We start from the raw sequence: 17517 nt of genomic DNA on the forward strand, positions 1-17517 counted from the left end.
CTACAAAACCACGCGAGTGAAGGGGGAGCTTCCCGTAGGGCATGAGTGCCGAAAGCCAGCCGATCGTGGAGGCGGAGCTGCAGCTAAGTGCTTGATCGCCCAAGCTCCGAGGGGACATTGAAAATCCGCGTGTCGGTGGTTCGATTCCGCCCCAGGCCACCAAGATAAAAACCAAGTGCGACAAGCACCTGGTACCGCAAATCAGCCCGCCACCGAGCGGGCTTTTTTGCGCCCGTGGACGATGCACTCCGCGCCTCGCCGGTCGGCCTTGGGTGGCGGCCTCGCTAGCTCTCCACGCCATGGCGCCGGTGCCATTGCGCCAGCGATTCGTCCGGATAGGCGTCGACGCAGACGTCGCCCGCCTCGGCGTGTACCTGCACCCAGCCCGCCTTGGAGCCGAGCATCATGTGCGTCACCGAGGGCGGCGTGGGCAGCGGCGTGTCGATGGCACCGGCGTGCGGGTGCACCAGGTCCGGCCAGGTGGGGTCCCACAGCCACAGGGCGGTGCCGCACTGCCGGCAGAAGTGGCGGTGGCCGGTGCTCTGGCGCCCGTCGTCCATCGTCGCGCGGTAGACCGCGACATGGGCCATGCCCTCCACCTTCAGCGTCGTGTGGTCGGCGCCGAGGTTGATGGCGAAGCCGCCGGTGCCGGCGGTCTTGCGGCAGATCGAGCAGTAGCAGCGCAGGAAGGGCACGGGCTCGTGCGACTCGACGCGGAAGCGCACGGCCCGGCAATGGCAGGATCCCTCGAGCAGCATGGCGGCCCTCCTCGGCGGTGGTGGGGGCAGCGCCGGCGCGGTGCCGACGCGCTGCCTAGGCCCCCATTCTCTCGACCCAGTGACGGGTGAGGGGCGTCAGGGGCTTGGCCATGCGGCGTTCGTTGAGCAGGGCGCGGCCCACGGCACGGTGGTGGGCGGCCGCGCTGGCGGCCAGCAGCGTCTGGTCGATGAGCTCGCGCTGGGCGTGGCTGCCGCCCAGGCGCCAGGCCTGGGGGCGGGCGCCGTGCAGGGCGGTGACCGCCGCGTCGGCGTCGCCGCGGGCCTGGGCGAGCAGGCCGCGCATCATGGGCAAGCCCACCTCGCGGGCCACGGCGTGGTTGCTGCGGCGGGCGTCCTCGGGCGACATGGCGCGTTCGGCGCAGCGGGCCACCCAGGTTTCGGCGCGCACCATCTCGCTGGCGCCGAGCAGGGCGAGCAGCACGTGCAGGTCCACCAGCGCGTGGTGGCCGGCGTGGCTGTCGTCCAGTGGCCAGTCGCGCAGCAGCTCGGTGAAGCGCGCGCCCACGTCCTCCTGCAGCAGGTGCATGCGCCACAGCAGCGAGACGGCGTCCAGCCGCTCGCGCGCCGTGCGCAGCGCGGCGCCGCTGAGGTGTGCGTCGATTAGGCGGTGCACGCCGGGCAGGTCCAGCGCCTCCAGGCGGAACAGCGCCATCTGCCACCACAGGTGGGTGGCGAAGTCGTTGCCGTCGGCCCAGCCCGGCTGGTGCTGGCGCAGCCAGGCGGCGCCGTCCTCGAAACGGCCGAGCCGGTCCATCACCTGGGCCACCGCCAGCACGGCCCAGGGCACGCGCGCATCGCCGGCCAGGGCGCGGCGGCCGGCTTCCTCGGCCTGAGGGTACAGGTGGCCTTCGGCCAGGCCGAAGGCGTAGAGGCCCAGCACGCAGGGGTGGAGCGGGTCGGCCTCGTCCCACTCGGGCAGCACGCGGGCGGGGCGCAGCCGCAGGGCGGCGGTCTCCCCCAGCGCCAGGTCGCAGGCATGCGCCCAGTGCAGGGCCAGGGCATCGCGCGGATGGTCCAGCAGCAGCTCGCCCCAGGCGCGGGCAGCCTGCTGCCAGCGGCCGTCGGCCAGGGCGCACAGGGCGGCGTGGTGGGCCTGTTCCCGCTCGGGTGCGCCGGCCAGCAGCGGCTCGGCCTCGTCCAGCAGCGCGCGGGCCGCCTGCGCATGGCCGGGCTCTCCCTGGGCCAGCAGGTGGCCGGCCAGCAATGTGGCGGGCAGCGCCCAGCGCGGGTCGGCCTCGCGCGCCGCCGCCAGGTCGGCGATGGGCGCGTCGTAGAAGCTCATCATGCGCCACAGCGCGGACTCGACGCGGTCGGCCGCCTCGTGCGAGGCGGTGCCCAGGCGGTTGCCCCGGGGGTCCACGAGCCGGGTCGATTCCGTCGGCGACGTCATGGGCGCAATGTAGCGGATGCCCCGTCACGCGCCGGGGGCGCGGGCCAGGCCGGCAGGGCAGGGCGCAGGCACTCCCACCACCGCGCCAGGCGCAGCACGCCCAGGTCGTCGTGGCGGTGCCCGGCGATCTGCAGGCCGATGGGCAGGCCCTGCGGCGACACGCCCGCCGGCACCGCGATGGCGGGCTGCTCGCTGAAGTTGAAGGGCACCGTGTAGGCGATGTGCTCGAAGGGCCGCTCGGGGTCGTCCAGCGGGCTGGCCTGGGTGGCCGGAAAGGCCACGTCCGGGCTCACCGGCGAGAGCAGACCGTGCAGCCCCTGCATCACCGCCTGGCCGGCGTCGCGCAGGGCCAGCATCTGGCTGTAGCCGGTGAACACGTCCTCGCCGCTGAGCTGCTCGCCGCGCGCGATCCACTGGCGGATGTACGGCAGCACCCGCGCCTGGCGCTCGGGTGGCAGCTGGCGGTAGTCCAGCCACGAGCGCATGCGCCAGAAGCGGTCCAGGCCGTCGATCATGGCGCGGGTGGTGAAGGGCCCCACCGGCACCAGCGTCGCGCCGGCGGCCTCGAAGGCCGCTGCCGCGGCGAGCACCGCATCGCGCACCGCGGGCTGAAGCGGGCTGCCCCAGCCCGCGTCCAGCCACACGCCCAGGCGCAGGCCCCGCGCGTCGGGGAGCTCCAACGCGCGCCAGTCGATGGACTGCGCGGGCAGCGCAGTGGCGTCGCGCGGGTCAGGCCGGCTCAGCGCCGACATGGCCAGCGCGGCGTCCGCCACGCTGCGCGCCATGGGCCCGGCCACGCGGCCGGCGTAGGTGGGGGCGATGGGCACCCGCCCCCAGCTGGGCTTGAAGCCGACGATGCCGCACCAGTGGGCGGGCAGGCGGATCGAGCCGCCGATGTCGGTGCCCAGGTGCAGCGGGCCGTAGCCGGCGGCGGCGGCGGCGGCGGCGCCGGCGCTGGAGCCGCCCGGGTTCAGCCGCGTGTCCCACGGGTTGCGGCTCAGCCGGTGGAAGCTGGACAGGCCGGACGACAGCATGCCCCAGTCCGGCATGGTGGTCTTGCCCAGCAGCACGCAGCCGGCCTCGCGCAGGCGCGCGGCGGGTGGGGCGTCGGCGGCCGCTGGCACCAGCTCGGTGGCGGCACAGCCCAGCGGCACCGGCATGCCGCGCGTGGCGATGTTCTCCTTGAGCGTCACCGGCACGCCGTCCAGCGGGCCCAGCGCCTCGCCGCGCCGCCAGCGCTGCCCGGAGGCTTCGGCCGCGGCCAGGGCCTGGTCGGGCTGGTGGTGCCACAGCGCGGCGATGTGCGGCTCCCAGCGGGCGATGTGGTCGATGAGCGCGGCGGTCACCTCGCGCGGCGACAGCGCGCCGGCGGCATAGGCGGTGCCGAGTTCGATGGCGCTCAGGTCATGCAGCGGCGTGGGCATCGGGCCATCCTCTCATGGAAGTGTGCAGGCGCCGGCCGTCCGCTTTTCGGACAATCCGCGCTTCACCGGAGTGCACGCCATGTCGACGAATTCTTCTCCCGCATCCCTGGTCTCCCGCCACGCCGCCGTGGCCACCCTGCTGCTGGCCGTGGTGGGTGCCGCCCCGGCCGCCCACGCCACCCTGCCTGCCGACATCGTGCTCGATGGCGGCTACTGCGACAGCATCCGTGGCCTCACCCCCGTGGGCCGCACGGGCATGAAGGGCGTGTGGGTGAACTCCGACTGCATCGGCACCGACGCCCTGCTGGGCGGCCCGGCGCGGCTCAATGCGCACGGCAAGGGCGCCTACGTGCTGGGCTCGTACGGCAACGGCGCGCCCTATGGCGAGGAGTTCACGTGGGTCATCAATGCCAACCGCAGCTGGCAGGTGTACCGCAGCAACGACGGCCAGCTGGTGAACTGGGGCACCTGGTCGCCGGCGCCGGCCGCGCCCGAGGCGGCCGCACAGCGCGGCACACGGTCCAGCGTGTCGGGCGCGCGCTGAGCGACGGCGGACCGCCCGCCGGGCGCCCCGGCGGCGCGGCCTCGTCAGTACCGCGGCGCGAGGAACCAGTCCAGCGACTCCACCAGCTTGCGGTGCAGCGGGTCCATGGCCGGCGGCTGCACGCCGGGGTCGAGGTAGCGGAAGGTCTTGAGCTCGGGCGCCAGCAGCGTCTGCACGCGCCAGCGGTCGTAGTCATCCAGCCGTGAGCGCCCGGCGCGGGTGGCGATGTCGCGGTCGGCCGGCTTGAGCGCGTCGGCCTTCCACGTCTCGAAAGGCTGCAGCAGCGCCTCTTCCTCCACCTCGCCGGTGGCGTCGTCGGCCTCCATGTCCAGGAAGCGGGCGATGCGGTTGAGCTCGCGCTTCGGCCGGGCGGACAGGTCCTCCAGCCGCACGTACAGCAGCTTGCCCGGTTGCTGATCGTCGAACTCGCGCACCGTGTGCATCAGGCCGCGCCACTCGCTGCACAGCGATTCGATCGGCCGCCAGGCCTCCCCCCAGCCCTTGCCCGGCTCGTTGAGTTCGCGCCGGGAGGCGAAGGCCAGCTCGGGGTGGCGAACCATGCAGATGAAGCGTGCGCCCGAGAACATGCCCGCGATGCGCCGCAGGTGCAGCGCATGCAGGGGCGTCTTCTCCAGCCAGCGCCCGCGCGAGGCCAGCGAGCGGCTGCCCAGCTGCTCGGCCACCAGGCGCAGGAACAGGTCGCGGATGCGCACCGTGTCGCCGGCCAGCAGGTCCTGGTAGGCCGCCGGGTCCACCGGCAGCAGGTCGGCCAGCTCCTTCAGCAGCCCGCGCGCGCCGGCGGCCGGCAGGTAGCGGCCGTGCGGGCCGTGGTTGTCGAGCCGCTCGAAGAAGTGGGTCTCGGGCAGCGTGGGCAGTCCCAGGTGCTCCGACACCAGGCGCTGGCACAGGGTGGTGCCCGAACGGGCGAATCCGACGATGAAGACCGGCATGTGGCTCCTTTGCTCACCTCAGGGGCAGGCCGGCGTGAGCATAGCGGCCGCCCCGTACCCGCAGGTGAAACGGCCCCGTGCCGGCGGGCGCCGGACGGGGCGGACCATGTGAAACGGCCCCGTGCCGGACGATGCCGGACGGGGCCGGCCATGTGAAACGGCCCCGTGCCGGGCGATGCCGGACGGGGCCGTGGGTGCCGGCGCAACCGCCGGCCGGGGATCCGGCCGCGCGGGCCGGGAAACCGGGCTTCAGCGATCGCGTTCGCCGTCGTAGCGGGCCAGGGCCGCGTACAGGTCGGCGGCGAAGCCGGGGTCGCTGTGCTGCACCGACTGGGCCAGGCGGCGCACGTCCTCGGCGCTCATGTCCTGGCTGCGGGGGGCCTGGTAGGTGAACAGGCCCGCCATCAGGCGGCCGGCGGCGAGGAACACCTCGGCCAGGGCGCGCGCGCCACGCGGCACGCTCAGTGTCGGCTCGTAGGTGAAGGTCTTGGAGGTGATGGTGCTCATGATGGTCGCTCCTGCGGTACAGGTGTCAGGGGTGAGGCCGCGGGTGGCGGCCGGTCAGCGCGTCCGCGCCGCGGTGGCGGCGGGCGTCAGGGGTCGGGCGGCGTAGCGCGACGCGACGTCGCGCAACGACTCGGCCAGCGCCGGGTGGCTGGATTGCAGGATGTCGGCCTGCGCCAGCAGTTCGGGGGCGGCACGGCGTTGGCCGGCGGCCTCCAGCGCCTGCCAGATCCCCCGCAGCGTGCGTTCTGCGCGTTGCATCAGCACCTGGCGCAGCGACGCGGCGCGGCGGCGCGGCAGGTACAGGCGGGAGGGGTGGCTCAGCGTGGTCATTTGGCGGTGCGCCCCGTGGGTGAGGGCGCTTCTCAGGGTGGGATGGTTCGCATCCTAGGGTTTACACGTACATCGGTCTACTGAATGTTGTTCAGGTGGGATATAAGCAAGGCTGATATGAGGGGTACCCCGTGAACTTCCGCACGCTCGACCTGAACCTGCTGCGCGTCTTCGACACCGTGATGGCCGAGGGCAGCCTGACGCGCGCTGCCCAGGTGCTGGCCATGACGCAGCCCGCGGTCAGCCATGCCATCAAGCGCCTGCACGAGGCGGTGGGCGAATCGCTGTTCGAGCGCAGCGCGGGCGGCATGCGCCCCACCGCACGCGCCCAGGCGCTGTGGCCGCAGGTGCGGGCGGCGCTGTCGGGCCTGCAGCAGGCGCTGGCGCCGCAGGCCTTCGTGCCCGAGCGCGACGCGGTGAACATGCGCCTGGCCATGGCGGATTCCACGGCGGCCCTGCTGCTGCCCTCCCTGGTGGCCGCGATCGAGGCGCAGCGCGCGCTGGCCAACCTGCGGGTGCAGCCCCTGGCCACGCGCGATCCGCGCGGCCTGCTGGAGCGCGGCGAATCGGACCTCGCGGTGGGCTACTTCCCCGAGGCCGTGGCCCACATCGAGGCGCAGGGCGGCGACGCGTCCTTGCACCACCAGCGGCTGTCGGACACGCGCTACGTGTGCGTGATGCGGCGCGACCACCCGCTGGCCGCGCCCGGGGCGCTGGACCTGGACGCCTACTGCGCGGCGCTGCACCTGCTGGTGAGCTTCTCCGGCCGGCCGCACGGCTTCGTGGACCAGGCGCTGGCCGGGCTGGGCCGGCAGCGCCGCATCGTGCTCACGGTGAACCAGTTCTTCACGGCGGGCCGCGTGGTGACCCGGTCCGACCTGCTCACCGTGCTGCCCGAGAGCTTCGTGGCGGCCACCGGTTTCCAGACCGAGCTGGTCACGCGCGAGCTGCCCTTCGAGCTCGGCCGCATCCATGTGGAGATGCTGTGGCATCTGCGCCGTGACAACGACCCGGCGCACCGCTGGCTGCGGGGCTTGATCGAAGCGGCGCACTGGGGGGCCTGAACCCCCGCCGGGGGCGTCAGCCGGCCAGCACGGCCGCCATGGCGGCCGCGGTGCGCTCCACGTTGCCCTCGTTCAGGCCGGCCACGCACATGCGGCCGGAGCGCACCAGGTACACGCCGAACTCCTCACGCAGCCGGTCCACCTGCGCGGGCGTGAGGCCCGTGTAGCTGAACATGCCGCGCTGGCTGAGGAAGTAGCCGAAGTCCCGCCCCGGCAGCCTGGCCTGCAGCACGTCGTGCAGGCGCTGGCGCATGGCCAGGATGCGGGCGCGCATGGCGTCCACCTCGGCCGCCCACTGCGCGCGCAGCTCGGGCGTGCCCAGCACGGTGGCCACCAGCTGCCCCGCATGCAACGGCGGGTTGGAGTAGTTGCGGCGCACCGTGAACTTCAGCTGGCCCAGCACGCAGGCGGCCTCGGCCGCATCGGGGCAGACCACGCTGAGCGCGCCGCAGCGCTCGCCGTACACGCTCATGTTCTTGGAGAACGAGTTGGCGACGAAGAACGACAGCCCGGCGTCGGTGAGCGCGCGCACCGCATGGGCGTCGGCCTCGATGCCATCGCCGAAGCCCTGGTAGGCCAGGTCCAGGAAGGCGATCAGGCCGCGCTCCCTGAGCACCGGCACCAGCGCGTCCCATTGCGCGGTGGTGAGGTCCACACCGGTAGGGTTGTGGCAGCAGGCGTGCAGCAGCACGACCGTGCGCTCGGGCAGCGCGCGCAGTGCGTCGCACATGGCGTCGAAGCGCAGGCCACCGGTGGCCGGGTCGTAGTACGGGTAGGTCTGCACCGACAGGCCGGCGCCTTCGAACACCGCCTTGTGGTTGTCCCAGGTCGGCTCGCTCACGCAGATGGCACTGCCCGGGAACCAGGTGTGGATGAAATCGGCGCCCACCTTGAGGCCACCGCTGGAGCCCACCGACTGGATGGTGGCGATGCGCCCACCCGTGACGGCCGGGTGCGACGCGCCCCACAGCAGGGCCTGCACGGCGCTGCGGAAGGCGGGCAGGCCTTCCATCGGCAGGTAGGGCTTGGGACCCACCTGGGCAGCGAGGATGGCCTCGGCCCGCTGCACCGAGCCCATCACCGGGATGCGGCCGGCGTCGTCGAAGTAGATGCCGATCGAAAGGTTGATCTTGTCGGTGCGCGGGTCCTTCTGGAAGTCCTCGTTCAGCGACAGGATGGGGTCACCAGGGTAAGGCGTGATGTGGGCGAACATGGCGTGGCGGGCAGCGGCCGTGGCGGGCCGGCGGGTGGGCGACTGGAACCGCGGATTATCCGGCCCGCGCCGTGCGCAGGGCCGCTGGCGTCAGCCGCGCCAGGCCATCCAGCGGCCGTGCGGGTGGCTGCAGGCGAGCCAGCGGGTGGCCGGCTCGCCGCCATCGCCGCGCGCGGTGCAGGTCCACCAGGTGGGCGTGCCCGCCGCGCCGCCGGGGCGCGCCGGGGCGGGCTCGCCGGCGATCGCCTGGCTGCACGCCGCGTCCTCGGCGGCGAGCCACACCAGCCCGCGGCCGCGCACGAGCGCGCGCACGCGATCGATGTGGCGTGCCAGGGCCGGTGCGTCGAAGTAGAACAGCACCCAGCTGTGGAAGAGCACCGGCACGGTGCCGTCGGGCAGCGTGCCCAGCCAGGCCTCCAGCACCGCCAGGCCGTCCTCGGCCCGCTGCACCGGGTGGCGGGCGCGGCGCGCCAGCGCCAGGGCGGCGTCGAAGCGCGCCACCCGCTCGGTCTCGCTGGGCCACAGGCAGGCGCGCAGCCAGCGCACCTCGCGTGCGTCGTCGATGTCCACCGGCTGCGGGTCGGTGCCCAGGCGTGCCACCAGCCGCCACGGCTGCACGGGCGGCAGGCGGTCGTCCACCAGGCGGCAGCTCAGCCGGGGCTGCGCGGGCGGCGGCGGCCCGGCGCTGGCGAGCACACGCTCGCCGGTGTGGGCGAGCCAGTCGACGGGCATCTCGTCGACGCACAGGTTGAGGCCTGCGCTGCAGCCGAAGTCGAACAGCGCGAGCGGCCGCCCTCCGTGGGCCAGGGAGATGGCCGACAGCGCCGGCCACAGCACGGCGCACCGGCCGACCTCGTTGGTCTGCGTGGCGCGGCTGGACACCGTGTCGCGCAGCGCCGCGGCGTGCTCGGCCACGAAGGACTGCCACGCCGCGCTCAGGCCCTCGTCGGGCGCGCGTTGCCCGCCCACGCTGGCGAAGTACTCGGCCAGGGCCGGCAGCGGCCTGCCGGCTTCCGCCAGGGCCAGCAGCCGGTCGTGCACCGCCGCGAACAGCAGCACCGTCTTGCGCTGGGTGGGCGGCGCGGCCTCCAGCAGCGCACCGAGTGCCGGCTGCTCGGCCATGTGCGCCGCCAGCTGCGCATACACCGGCTCGGTGGCGTGCTCACGCGCGAAGGCGCGGAAGCCGGGGACGAGCGAGGCCGCGTCCATGGGCGCTCTCAGCGCGCCAGCGCGGCCTCGATGTCCTGGCTGATCTTCTCGGGGTCGTCCTGCGGCGCGTAGCGCTTGATCACCCGGCCGTCGCGGCCGACGAGGAACTTGGTGAAGTTCCACTTGATCGCCTCGGTGCCCAGGAAGCCGGGCTTCTCGCCCTTGAGCCATTGCCACAGCGGATGGGCGCCGCCGCCGTTGACCTCCACCTTGGCCATCATGGGGAAGTCCACCCCGTAGTTCAGCTCGCAGAAGGAGGCGATCTCCTGGTTGCTGCCCGGGTCCTGGCTGCCGAACTCGTTGCTGGGAAAGCCTACGACCACCAGGCCGCGGTCGCGGTAGCGCTCCCACAGGCCCTGCAGGCCCTTGAACTGCGGCGTGAAGCCGCAGGCGCTGGCGGTGTTGACGATCAGCATCACCTGGCCGCGGTAGCGCGAGAGCGCCACGGGCTGGCCGTCGATGGAGACGGCGTCGAAGTCGTAGGCGGTGGGAACGGAGCTCATGGCGGTGCATCCTGGCGCGCGGAAGGCGCGTGGCCGGGGATGCTAGCGCGTGCGGCCGTGGCGTGCAGGCGGCCGCCTGGCGCGGCCCTCAGGGGCGCACGGACGCCAGCACCGCGGCCCCGAGGATGAGCAAGCCGCCCACGGCCAGCGCCGGCGTCAGGGTGCCGGCGCCCAGCCACAGGGCCGAGGCGGTGGCGAACACGACCTCGGTGAGCATGATGACCGCGGTGGCGTTGGCCGGCAGCCGGGCGGCGCCGTACTGCAGGGCCAGGTTGCTCAGCAGGAAGGCGGCGGCGAGCGCCCCGCCGAACAGGGCCCAGCCGGCGCCGGGCCAGGCGGGCGCGGGCACCTGCTGCCCGCCCAGCGCCAGCGCCACCGCCGTGGCGACCGCGACGCCGCCGACGAACATGGCCAGCGCCCGGGCGGGCTCGCTGCGGTGCGCTTCCCGACGCAGCATCACGTTGTTCAGCGCGAAGCTGAAGCCGCCCACCAGCCCCAGCGCGTCGGTCAGCCGCAGCGGGCCCAGCCCCGTGCCCGGCTCGGGCCACAGCACGATGAGCGCGCCGCCCAGCGCCATGGCCACGCGCAGCGCGGCGGCGCGGGTGAGCGGCTCGTGCAGCAGCCAGCGCGCCAGCAGCACCGCCCACAGCGGCATCAGGTAGAACAGCAGCACCACCCGCACCACGTCGCCCACGGTGACGCCCCAGTTGAACGCGGCGTTGGTGGTGCCCGAGGCGAGCAGGATGGCCCACAACGCCGGGGTGCGCGCCAGCTCGCGCCAGGCGGCGGGCCGGGTGGCGCCGATCACCGCCACGGCCAGGGCGTACACCGCCGCGGTCGTCCACAGCGGGTGCCAGCCGGCGCCCTCGTGCAGCTGACGGAACGGCCACCACGAGACGCCCCAGACGAAGGCATTGCCGACCAGCGCCAGCGCCGGCCAGAGCGCCGCCGCGTTCGAGCGCGGCCCCATCAGTGGCGGTCGGACCGGGCGATGGCCAGCAGGCGCTCGACCTCGGCCGGGTGCTCGCGCAGGTTGCGCTCGTGCCAGCGCTTGATCAGCCACATGGTGCCGGCCACCCCCACGCCGAACACGGCGATGGCGGTGAAGGCTGACAGGCCCACCCGCGTCATGCCGGTGTAGAACGCGCCCAGGCCGAGGATGCAGGCCTGCTCGTTGAAGTTCTGTACGGCGATGGAGCGGCCCGCGCCCATGAGGTTGTGGCCGCGGTGCTGCAGCAGCGCGTTCATGGGCACCACCAGGTAGCCGCCGATGGCGCCCAGCAGCACCAGGAAGGGCGCGGCCACCCAGGCGTTGTCGATCACGTTCAGGCCGATCACCAGCACCCCCATGCCGATGCCCAGCGGGATCACGCGGGTGGCCTTGTCCAGGTGCATGTACAGCGAGGCCACCACGGCGCCCACCGCGGTGCCGATGGCCACCACCCCCACCAGCGAGGAGGCCTGGGTGGTGCCGTAGCCGAGCGCCGCCGCCGCCCAGGCGAAGACGATCACGCGCAGGTTGCCCGACACGCCCCAGAACAGCGTGGTGGTGGCCAGCGAGATCTGGCCCAGCTTGTCGCTCCACAGCCGGGCATTGCACTGGCCGAAGTCGCGCACCAGGTCCACCACGTGCAGGGTGAGCGGCTGCAGTGGCGCGTCCGTGCGCGGGATCTTCAGGTTGAACAGCGCGGCGATGATGTACAGCGCCACCATCACCGAGATGGCGGCCTCGGGGCCGGTGTCGATGCCGGTGTCGATGAGCGGCAGGTCGAAGCCCAGCAGCCATGGCGCCAGGCGCGGGCCGACCAGCTGGCCGCCCAGCAGCACGCCCAGGATGATGGAGGCGATGGTGAGGCCCTCGATCCAGCCGTTGGCCTTGACCAGCTGCGACGGCGGCAGCAGCTCGGTGAGGATGCCGTACTTGGCCGGCGAGTACGCCGCCGCCCCCAGCCCCACCACCGCATACGCCACCAGCGGATGGCCGCCGAACAGCATGAGCAGGCAGCCCACCACCTTGATGCTGTTCGAATAGAACATCACCTGGCCCTTGGGCACCGCGTCCGCGAACGCGCCCACCAGGGGAGCCAGCACCACGTAGAACAGCGCGAACATCGGCGTCAGCGCCGGGATCTGCCAGCCCGGCGCCCCCGTGGTGCGCAGCAGTTCGATGGCCCCCACCAGCAGCGCGTTGTCGGCCAGCGAGCTGAAGAACTGCGCCGACATGATGGTGTAGAAGCCTTTTTTCATGCGGCGGGCACAGCGGCGTGGTCTGGCGGTGGCCAGGCGGGGCGTCTGCGCGGGTTCGTCAGTCGGTTCGTGAGCGGGGGCAAAAAGCGTCGCGGTTTATAGCATGGGGGGTGCGCCGGACCGGGCGCCCGCACCGCAGCGGGGCGCCGGGGCGCTGGCAGAATCCTCGCGCCCCTGGAAGGACCCCTGCCGATGCCGCGCCCGATCGAAGCCCTGATCCACACCGACGCCCTGGCCCACAACCTGGCCCGTGCGCGCGCCTGCGCCCCGGACGCCCGCGTGTGGGCGGTGGTCAAGGCCAATGCCTACGGCCATGGCATCGAGCGGGCCTACGAAGGGCTGCGCGGCGCGGATGGGTTCGCGCTGCTGGACCTGGCCGAGGCCGAGCGGCTGCGCGCGCTCGACTGGCGCGGCCCCATCCTGTTGCTCGAGGGCGTGTTCGAGCCGCGTGACCTGGAGCTGTGCTCGCGCCTGAACCTGTGGCATGTGGTGCACTGCGAGGAGCAGATCGACTGGCTGAGCCGCCACAAGACGCACCAGCCGCACCACGTGGTGCTCAAGATGAACAGCGGCATGAACCGCCTGGGCTTCCGGCCGGCCGCGTTCCGCCAGGCTTGGGTGCGGCTGAACGCCCTGCCGCAGGTGGACGAGATCAGCCTGGCGACGCACTTCTCCGACGCCGACGCCGACCGCTTCGGCCAGAACGGCATCGCCCACCAGGTGGCGGCCTTCGAGGAGGCCACGCGCGACCTGCCCGGCGAGCGCAGCCTGGCCAACAGCGCCGCGACCCTGCGCCACCTGGCCGACGTGCCGTTCGGCCCGCAGGTGCGGGCCGACTGGGTGCGCGCCGGCATCATGGGCTACGGTGGGGTGCCCGACTTCCCCGAGCACGACGCCGCCCACTGGGACCTGCGGCCGGCGATGACGCTGCGCTCGCGCCTGATCGCCACCCAGTCGCTGGAGCCGGGCGAGTCCGTGGGCTACGGCAGCAGCTTCGTGGCCGAGCGGCCGATGCGCATCGGGGTGGTCGCCTGCGGTTATGCCGACGGCTACCCGCGCCACGCCCCCACCGGCACGCCGGTGCTGGTGGACGGCATGCGCAGCACCACCGTCGGCCGCGTGTCCATGGACATGCTGGCCGTGGACCTCACCCCGGTGCCGGCGGCCCGGCCCGGCAGCGAGGTGACGCTGTGGGGCGAGGGCCCGCGCGGCAGCCGCCTGCCCATCGACGAGGTGGCGCGCTCGGCCGGCACCATCGGCTACGAGCTCATGTGCGCCCTGGCGCCGCGCGTGCCGGTGCACGTGGCCTGACGCGGCCCGGGCCATGCGGCGACGCGACCCCGTAGGCGACTTCGAGCGCGCGACGCGCGCCGACCTGCACGAGCGCCGCTGGCTGCGCTGGCATGCCCTGCTGCTGGGCGCCACCACGCTCGTGCTGTGCCTGGCCGTGTCCGGCTCGTTGCGCCGCCTCGGTGTCGACTCCGTGCTGTGGCGCCCGCTGCTGGCGCTGGCCCTCACCTACCCGCTGTACCTGGCGCTGCTGTGGCTGTGGGGGCGCTGGCTGGTCTCGCGCGAGGAGGCCGGCGACGCCCTCGATGCGGGCGATGCCATCGACGCGGGGATGGAGATCGCCGACGGCGTGGCGCGCATGCTCCCGCGGCCGGCCCCGCCGCTGTCCGGCGGCGGGGGCGATTTCGCCGGTGGGGGGGCCACCGGCCGCTTCGATCTCGCGGGCGAGGCGGGCGGCGCCCTCTCGGACGCCGGCAGCGCCGTGGCCGAGGCCGTGGCCGATGCCGTGGGTGGTGCCGCGGGCGCGGTGGGCGACAGCGACGAGGCGGGTGCCGTGGTCGTGCCGCTGGCCGTGGTGATCGGCGTGGCCGCGGCGCTGGCCGCGGCGCTCGGCTTCGCCGTCTTCGGCCTGTTCGGCGTGGAGGTGCTCACCGGCGTGGCGGTGGAGGTGGCGTTCGCCTCGTTCGGCGGCGCACTGGCCTGGCGCGGCCGCCGCGAGGGCTGGCTGGCCCACGCCCTGCGGCGCACCGCCTGGCCCATGGCGGGGCTGCTGGCCGGCATGGCCGTGGCCGGCCTGCTGGTGCAGACCTGGCTGCCCGGGGCCCGGACCTGGCCGCAGGCGCTGCGGCTGCTGTTCGGCTGAGGGCGCCTGGCCCGTGGCCTGAAGCTTGCTGCCCCCGGGGCAGCCACCCGGAGACGACGATGGACCTGCCGCGCCACCAGCTCACCATGACGGTGCTCATGACGCCCGACATGGCCAACTTCGCCGGCAAGGTGCACGGCGGGGCCATCCTGCGGCTGCTGGACCAGGTGGCCTACGCCTGCGCGAGCCGCTACGCCGGCCGCTACGTGGTCACGCTGAGCGTGGACCAGGTCATGTTCCGCCAGGCCATCCAGGTGGGCGAGCTGGTCACCTTCCTCGCGGCGGTGAACCACACCGGCACCTCGTCGATGGAGGTGGGCATCAAGGTGGTCGCGGAGGACATCCGCACCCAGGCGCGGCGCCATGCCAACAGCTGCTTCTTCACCATGGTGGCGCTGGGCGACGACGGCCGTCCGGTGGCGGTGCCGCCGCTGCAGACGACCGGGCCGGACGAGCGGCGCCGCTGGGAGAACGCCAAGGCGCGGCGCCAGCTGCGCGCCGAGATGGAGCAGCGCCAGCAGGCGGTGCGCAGCCCGGCGGCCGCGCCGCCGGCGGGCTGATCAGGCCGCGCGCTTGAAGCTCGCCAGCAGCACGCCCGCCAGCACGAACAGGCCCCCGAACAGGCGGTTCAGCGCCTTCATCTGCGCCGGCGTGCGCAGCAGGCCCAGCACGCGCGAGGCGAGCGCGGCGTAGCCGGTCATCACGCACAGCTCCACCGTGCCGAAGGTGGCGCCGATCACCAGGTACTGCGCCAGCAGGGGCTGGGTCGGGTCCACGAACTGCGGCAGCAGGGCCAGCAGGAACACCGTGCCCTTGGGATTGAGCGCGTTCACGCCCCAGCCGCGCAGCACCAGCTGGCGGCGCGGCACGGTGGCGGGCGTGTCGTCGCGCGCCACCAGCGGCTTGCCCGGCGCGCGCCACTGCTGGACGCCCAGCCAGACGAGGTACGCCACGCCGGCCCACTTGACGACCGAGAAGGCGTGCGTGGAGGTGGACAGCAGGGCGCCCAGCCCGAGGCCGATGACGACGAGCTGCGTCCACACGCCCAGGGCCAGGCCGAAGGCGATGGCCTGGCCGCGCCGGAAGCCGTGGTTCAGCCCCGCACCCATGGCGGCGATGGCGCCGGGGCCCGGCGACAGGCTGATCGCCACGGTGGCGATGAAGAAGGTGATCCAGGTGGAAAGGTCCACGGGCAAGGCGCTCCGGGCGATGCGGGGCCGGCCAGTGTAGGCGGCGACCCGCGCCCCGCGCGGCCACGTGGACAAGGCCCGGCCCGGTGCCGGGCCGGTGGCTCAGGCTTCCCAGCCCACCAGGGCGAGCAGTTGCTCGACGCCCTCGGGCGACAGCGGGGCCGCGACCGCCTGGCAGCCGGCCGGGGCCGTCCCGCCCACCACGGCGACCTGGGCGGACGGATGGCGCTCGCGCAGGGCGCGGGCCGTGTCCGCCGCGGCGGCGCCGGCCAGGTCCACGATGAACAGCTCGGTGGGGTGGGTGTCCTGCGCCAGCTCGGCCGCCTCGGCCAGCGCGCCGGCCAGGTCGGCGGATTCGTGCACCCGGGCGTCGGGCCACCGGTTGCGGATCAGGCCGGCGGTGTGGGTACGCGACGCGGTGCGGGCGTCGACGAGCACGATGGACGGGGCGAGGACGACGGCAGTGATCATGGTGTCGAGGGCGGCGCGGCGCGGGTGGCGCGGCGCTGACGCTGAGGGTTGCGGTGGGCCAGGAACGGAACTTCGGCGCCGCCGGCCGACAATGAACCCCCGGCCTGCCCTGCCTGGCGCCTCCTATTTCACGAACGCCGCCTCCCGGCGGCGCGCTGCCCCATCCCGCATGAGCAAGACCAAGTCGATCTACGTGTGCAGCCAGTGCGGCGGCACCTCGCCCCGCTGGCTGGGCCAATGCCCGCACTGCAAGGGCTGGAACACGCTGGAGGAGTCGGTGGCCGAGGCGCCGGCCAGCGCGGGGAAGAACCGGTTCCAGGCCCTGGCCCGGTCGCAGCCCGTGGCCACGCTCAGCGAGATCGAGGCCGCCGACGTGGCGCGCACCCCCACCGGCCTGGAGGAACTGGACCGTGTCCTGGGGGGCGGCATCGTCGAGGGCGGCGTGGTGCTGATCGGCGGCGACCCCGGCATCGGCAAGAGCACGCTGCTGCTGCAGGCGGCCGACGCGCTGTCCACGGCCATGAAGGTGCTGTACGTGACCGGCGAGGAATCCGGCGCGCAGGTGGCGCTGCGGGCGCGCCGCCTGGGGCTGGCCGGCAAGGCCCTGCGGGTTCTCGCGGAGATCCAGCTCGAGCGCATCCTGGCCACGATCGAGACCGAGCAGCCCGACTTCTGCGTCATCGATTCCATCCAGACGCTGTACTCCGACCAGCTGGCCAGCGCGCCGGGCTCCGTGGCGCAGGTGCGCGAGTGTGCCGCCCAGCTCACGCGCACGGCCAAGGCCGCCGGCTGCACCATCGTGCTGGTGGGCCACGTGACCAAGGAGGGCGCCCTGGCCGGCCCGCGCGTGCTGGAGCACATCGTGGACACCGTGCTGTACTTCGAGGGCGAGACGCACTCGAGCTTCCGGCTGGTGCGCGCCATCAAGAACCGCTTCGGCGCCGTCAACGAGATCGGCGTGTTCGCCATGACGGACAAGGGCCTCAAGGGCGTGAGCAACCCCAGCGCCATCTTCCTGTCCACCCAGGCCAGCGAGCCCGTGCCCGGCTCCTGCGTGATGGTGACGCTGGAAGGCACGCGGCCCCTGCTGGTGGAGATCCAGGCCCTGGTGGATTCGGGCGGGCCCAGCCCACGGCGGCTGTCGGTGGGCCTGGAGCGCGACCGGCTGGCCATGCTGCTGGCCGTGCTGCACCGCCATGCCGGCATTGCTTGTCTCGACCAGGACGTCTTCGTCAACGCGGTGGGCGGCGTGCGCATCAGCGAGCCCGCGGCCGACCTGGCCGTGATGCTCGCCATCCGCAGCAGCCTGGCCGGCCGGCCGCTGCCGCGCGGCTTCGTGGCCTTTGGCGAGGTGGGCCTGGCCGGCGAGGTGCGGCCCGCGCCGCGCGGCCAGGAGCGGCTGAAGGAGGCGGCCAAGCTGGGCTTCTCGGTGGCGCTGGTGCCCAAGGCGAATGCGCCCAAGAAGCCGATCGAGGGCCTGGCCATCCACCCGGTCGAGCGCATCGAGCAGGCCATCGACGTGCTGCGTGGCTTAAGCTGAGGCC

General features: G+C 73.7%; 19 protein-coding genes. 6 read left to right on the top strand and 13 right to left on the bottom strand.

What is annotated here, in order from left to right; all coding sequences use genetic code 11:
• Window positions 1–284: 284 nt before the first annotated feature.
• Genes ACE3UN_RS13980 through ACE3UN_RS13990 form a run of 3 tightly spaced genes read right to left on the bottom strand, consistent with a single transcriptional unit; the run spans window position 285 to window position 3593 of the window.
• Complete coding sequence (locus ACE3UN_RS13980; protein ID WP_374675574.1) at window positions 285–758, bottom strand: GFA family protein; 474 nt, start codon at window positions 756–758, stop codon at window positions 285–287.
• A gap of 55 nt (window positions 759–813) precedes the next feature.
• On the bottom strand, window positions 814–2169 hold the full coding sequence (locus tag ACE3UN_RS13985) for a tetratricopeptide repeat protein (RefSeq protein ID WP_374675575.1): 1356 nt from the start codon (window positions 2167–2169) through the stop codon (window positions 814–816).
• Complete coding sequence (locus ACE3UN_RS13990) at window positions 2166–3593, bottom strand: amidase (RefSeq protein WP_374675576.1); 1428 nt, start codon at window positions 3591–3593, stop codon at window positions 2166–2168. The genes ACE3UN_RS13985 and ACE3UN_RS13990 overlap by 4 nt, the downstream gene beginning before the upstream one ends.
• A gap of 79 nt (window positions 3594–3672) precedes the next feature.
• Here ACE3UN_RS13990 and ACE3UN_RS13995 point away from each other — a divergent pair, with 79 nt between their 5' ends.
• A complete protein-coding gene (locus ACE3UN_RS13995; protein ID WP_374675577.1) occupies window positions 3673–4137 on the top strand; it encodes a hypothetical protein in 465 nt (154 codons plus the stop codon).
• 44 nt (window positions 4138–4181) lie between these two features.
• Here the strand turns inward: ACE3UN_RS13995 and ACE3UN_RS14000 are convergent, their stop codons facing one another.
• The 3 genes from ACE3UN_RS14000 to ACE3UN_RS14010 form a co-directional block, all read right to left on the bottom strand.
• A complete protein-coding gene (locus ACE3UN_RS14000) occupies window positions 4182–5087 on the bottom strand; it encodes a sulfotransferase (protein ID WP_374675578.1) in 906 nt (301 codons plus the stop codon).
• A gap of 249 nt (window positions 5088–5336) precedes the next feature.
• Complete coding sequence (locus ACE3UN_RS14005; protein ID WP_374675579.1) at window positions 5337–5594, bottom strand: hypothetical protein; 258 nt, start codon at window positions 5592–5594, stop codon at window positions 5337–5339.
• A gap of 54 nt (window positions 5595–5648) precedes the next feature.
• Complete coding sequence (locus ACE3UN_RS14010; protein WP_374675580.1) at window positions 5649–5924, bottom strand: hypothetical protein; 276 nt, start codon at window positions 5922–5924, stop codon at window positions 5649–5651.
• 131 nt (window positions 5925–6055) lie between these two features.
• On the opposite strand from ACE3UN_RS14010, the gene ACE3UN_RS14015 reads away from it, so the two are divergent.
• The gene (locus ACE3UN_RS14015; protein ID WP_374675581.1) at window positions 6056–6988 is read left to right on the top strand and encodes a LysR family transcriptional regulator; all 933 of its coding nucleotides are present in this window, start codon (window positions 6056–6058) and stop codon (window positions 6986–6988) included.
• A gap of 16 nt (window positions 6989–7004) precedes the next feature.
• On the opposite strand, the gene ACE3UN_RS14020 is transcribed toward ACE3UN_RS14015, so the two are convergent.
• From ACE3UN_RS14020 to lplT, 5 genes are all read right to left on the bottom strand, one after another.
• On the bottom strand, window positions 7005–8201 hold the full coding sequence (locus tag ACE3UN_RS14020; protein WP_374675582.1) for an aromatic amino acid transaminase: 1197 nt from the start codon (window positions 8199–8201) through the stop codon (window positions 7005–7007).
• A 90-nt stretch (window positions 8202–8291) separates the two neighbouring features.
• Complete coding sequence (locus ACE3UN_RS14025; protein ID WP_374675583.1) at window positions 8292–9410, bottom strand: DUF2332 domain-containing protein; 1119 nt, start codon at window positions 9408–9410, stop codon at window positions 8292–8294.
• An 8-nt stretch (window positions 9411–9418) separates the two neighbouring features.
• Window positions 9419–9913, bottom strand: a complete 495-nt coding sequence (locus ACE3UN_RS14030) for a glutathione peroxidase (RefSeq protein ID WP_374675584.1) — start codon at window positions 9911–9913, stop codon at window positions 9419–9421.
• Between the two features lie 88 nt (window positions 9914–10001).
• The gene (locus ACE3UN_RS14035; RefSeq protein ID WP_374675585.1) at window positions 10002–10883 is read right to left on the bottom strand and encodes a DMT family transporter; all 882 of its coding nucleotides are present in this window, start codon (window positions 10881–10883) and stop codon (window positions 10002–10004) included.
• Window positions 10883–12160 carry a lysophospholipid transporter LplT gene (gene lplT, locus ACE3UN_RS14040; protein ID WP_374675586.1) on the bottom strand — a complete coding sequence of 426 codons (1278 nt, stop codon included), beginning with the start codon at window positions 12158–12160 and terminating at the stop codon, window positions 10883–10885. The genes ACE3UN_RS14035 and lplT overlap by 1 nt, the downstream gene beginning before the upstream one ends.
• Before the next feature lie 192 nt (window positions 12161–12352).
• On the opposite strand from lplT, the gene alr reads away from it, so the two are divergent.
• Genes alr through ACE3UN_RS14055 form a run of 3 tightly spaced genes read left to right on the top strand, consistent with a single transcriptional unit; the run spans window position 12353 to window position 14872 of the window.
• On the top strand, window positions 12353–13471 hold the full coding sequence (gene alr / locus ACE3UN_RS14045) for an alanine racemase (RefSeq protein ID WP_374675587.1): 1119 nt from the start codon (window positions 12353–12355) through the stop codon (window positions 13469–13471).
• 13 nt (window positions 13472–13484) lie between these two features.
• Window positions 13485–14312 (top strand): hypothetical protein, encoded by an 828-nt coding sequence (locus ACE3UN_RS14050; RefSeq protein ID WP_374675588.1) that lies wholly within the window; start codon window positions 13485–13487, stop codon window positions 14310–14312.
• A 59-nt stretch (window positions 14313–14371) separates the two neighbouring features.
• Entirely contained in the window at window positions 14372–14872 is a 501-nt protein-coding gene (locus ACE3UN_RS14055; RefSeq protein ID WP_374675589.1) for an acyl-CoA thioesterase, read from the top strand.
• Here the strand turns inward: ACE3UN_RS14055 and rhtB are convergent, their stop codons facing one another.
• Together rhtB and ACE3UN_RS14065 are read right to left on the bottom strand one after the other, a co-directional pair.
• On the bottom strand, window positions 14873–15502 hold the full coding sequence (rhtB, locus tag ACE3UN_RS14060; RefSeq protein WP_374675590.1) for a homoserine/homoserine lactone efflux protein: 630 nt from the start codon (window positions 15500–15502) through the stop codon (window positions 14873–14875).
• 102 nt (window positions 15503–15604) lie between these two features.
• The gene (locus ACE3UN_RS14065) at window positions 15605–15973 is read right to left on the bottom strand and encodes a hypothetical protein (protein ID WP_374675591.1); all 369 of its coding nucleotides are present in this window, start codon (window positions 15971–15973) and stop codon (window positions 15605–15607) included.
• 169 nt (window positions 15974–16142) lie between these two features.
• On the opposite strand from ACE3UN_RS14065, the gene radA reads away from it, so the two are divergent.
• On the top strand, window positions 16143–17513 hold the full coding sequence (gene radA, locus ACE3UN_RS14070; protein ID WP_374675592.1) for a DNA repair protein RadA: 1371 nt from the start codon (window positions 16143–16145) through the stop codon (window positions 17511–17513).
• Window positions 17514–17517 lie beyond the last annotated feature (4 nt).

It is taken from the genome of Ideonella sp. (assembly GCF_041918995.1).
GTDB lineage: Bacteria > Pseudomonadota > Gammaproteobacteria > Burkholderiales > Burkholderiaceae_C > Ideonella.

What these genes read in the sequence shown, in the direction of transcription:
- lplT (WP_374675586.1), bottom strand. Translation starts at nt 12,160, where the DNA reads ATGAAAAAAGGCTTCTACACCATCATGTCGGCGCAGTTCTTCAGCTCG.
- radA (WP_374675592.1), top strand. Translation starts at nt 16,143, where the DNA reads ATGAGCAAGACCAAGTCGATCTACGTGTGCAGCCAGTGCGGCGGCACC.
- ACE3UN_RS14050 (WP_374675588.1), top strand. Translation starts at nt 13,485, where the DNA reads ATGCGGCGACGCGACCCCGTAGGCGACTTCGAGCGCGCGACGCGCGCC.
- ACE3UN_RS14035 (WP_374675585.1), bottom strand. Translation starts at nt 10,883, where the DNA reads ATGGGGCCGCGCTCGAACGCGGCGGCGCTCTGGCCGGCGCTGGCGCTG.
- ACE3UN_RS14030 (WP_374675584.1), bottom strand. Translation starts at nt 9,913, where the DNA reads ATGAGCTCCGTTCCCACCGCCTACGACTTCGACGCCGTCTCCATCGAC.
- ACE3UN_RS14065 (WP_374675591.1), bottom strand. Translation starts at nt 15,973, where the DNA reads ATGATCACTGCCGTCGTCCTCGCCCCGTCCATCGTGCTCGTCGACGCC.
- ACE3UN_RS14010 (WP_374675580.1), bottom strand. Translation starts at nt 5,924, where the DNA reads ATGACCACGCTGAGCCACCCCTCCCGCCTGTACCTGCCGCGCCGCCGC.
- ACE3UN_RS13985 (WP_374675575.1), bottom strand. Translation starts at nt 2,169, where the DNA reads ATGACGTCGCCGACGGAATCGACCCGGCTCGTGGACCCCCGGGGCAAC.
- ACE3UN_RS14000 (WP_374675578.1), bottom strand. Translation starts at nt 5,087, where the DNA reads ATGCCGGTCTTCATCGTCGGATTCGCCCGTTCGGGCACCACCCTGTGC.
- ACE3UN_RS14020 (WP_374675582.1), bottom strand. Translation starts at nt 8,201, where the DNA reads ATGTTCGCCCACATCACGCCTTACCCTGGTGACCCCATCCTGTCGCTG.
- ACE3UN_RS14005 (WP_374675579.1), bottom strand. Translation starts at nt 5,594, where the DNA reads ATGAGCACCATCACCTCCAAGACCTTCACCTACGAGCCGACACTGAGC.
- ACE3UN_RS14025 (WP_374675583.1), bottom strand. Translation starts at nt 9,410, where the DNA reads ATGGACGCGGCCTCGCTCGTCCCCGGCTTCCGCGCCTTCGCGCGTGAG.
- ACE3UN_RS13995 (WP_374675577.1), top strand. Translation starts at nt 3,673, where the DNA reads ATGTCGACGAATTCTTCTCCCGCATCCCTGGTCTCCCGCCACGCCGCC.
- ACE3UN_RS13990 (WP_374675576.1), bottom strand. Translation starts at nt 3,593, where the DNA reads ATGCCCACGCCGCTGCATGACCTGAGCGCCATCGAACTCGGCACCGCC.
- ACE3UN_RS13980 (WP_374675574.1), bottom strand. Translation starts at nt 758, where the DNA reads ATGCTGCTCGAGGGATCCTGCCATTGCCGGGCCGTGCGCTTCCGCGTC.
- alr (WP_374675587.1), top strand. Translation starts at nt 12,353, where the DNA reads ATGCCGCGCCCGATCGAAGCCCTGATCCACACCGACGCCCTGGCCCAC.
- ACE3UN_RS14055 (WP_374675589.1), top strand. Translation starts at nt 14,372, where the DNA reads ATGGACCTGCCGCGCCACCAGCTCACCATGACGGTGCTCATGACGCCC.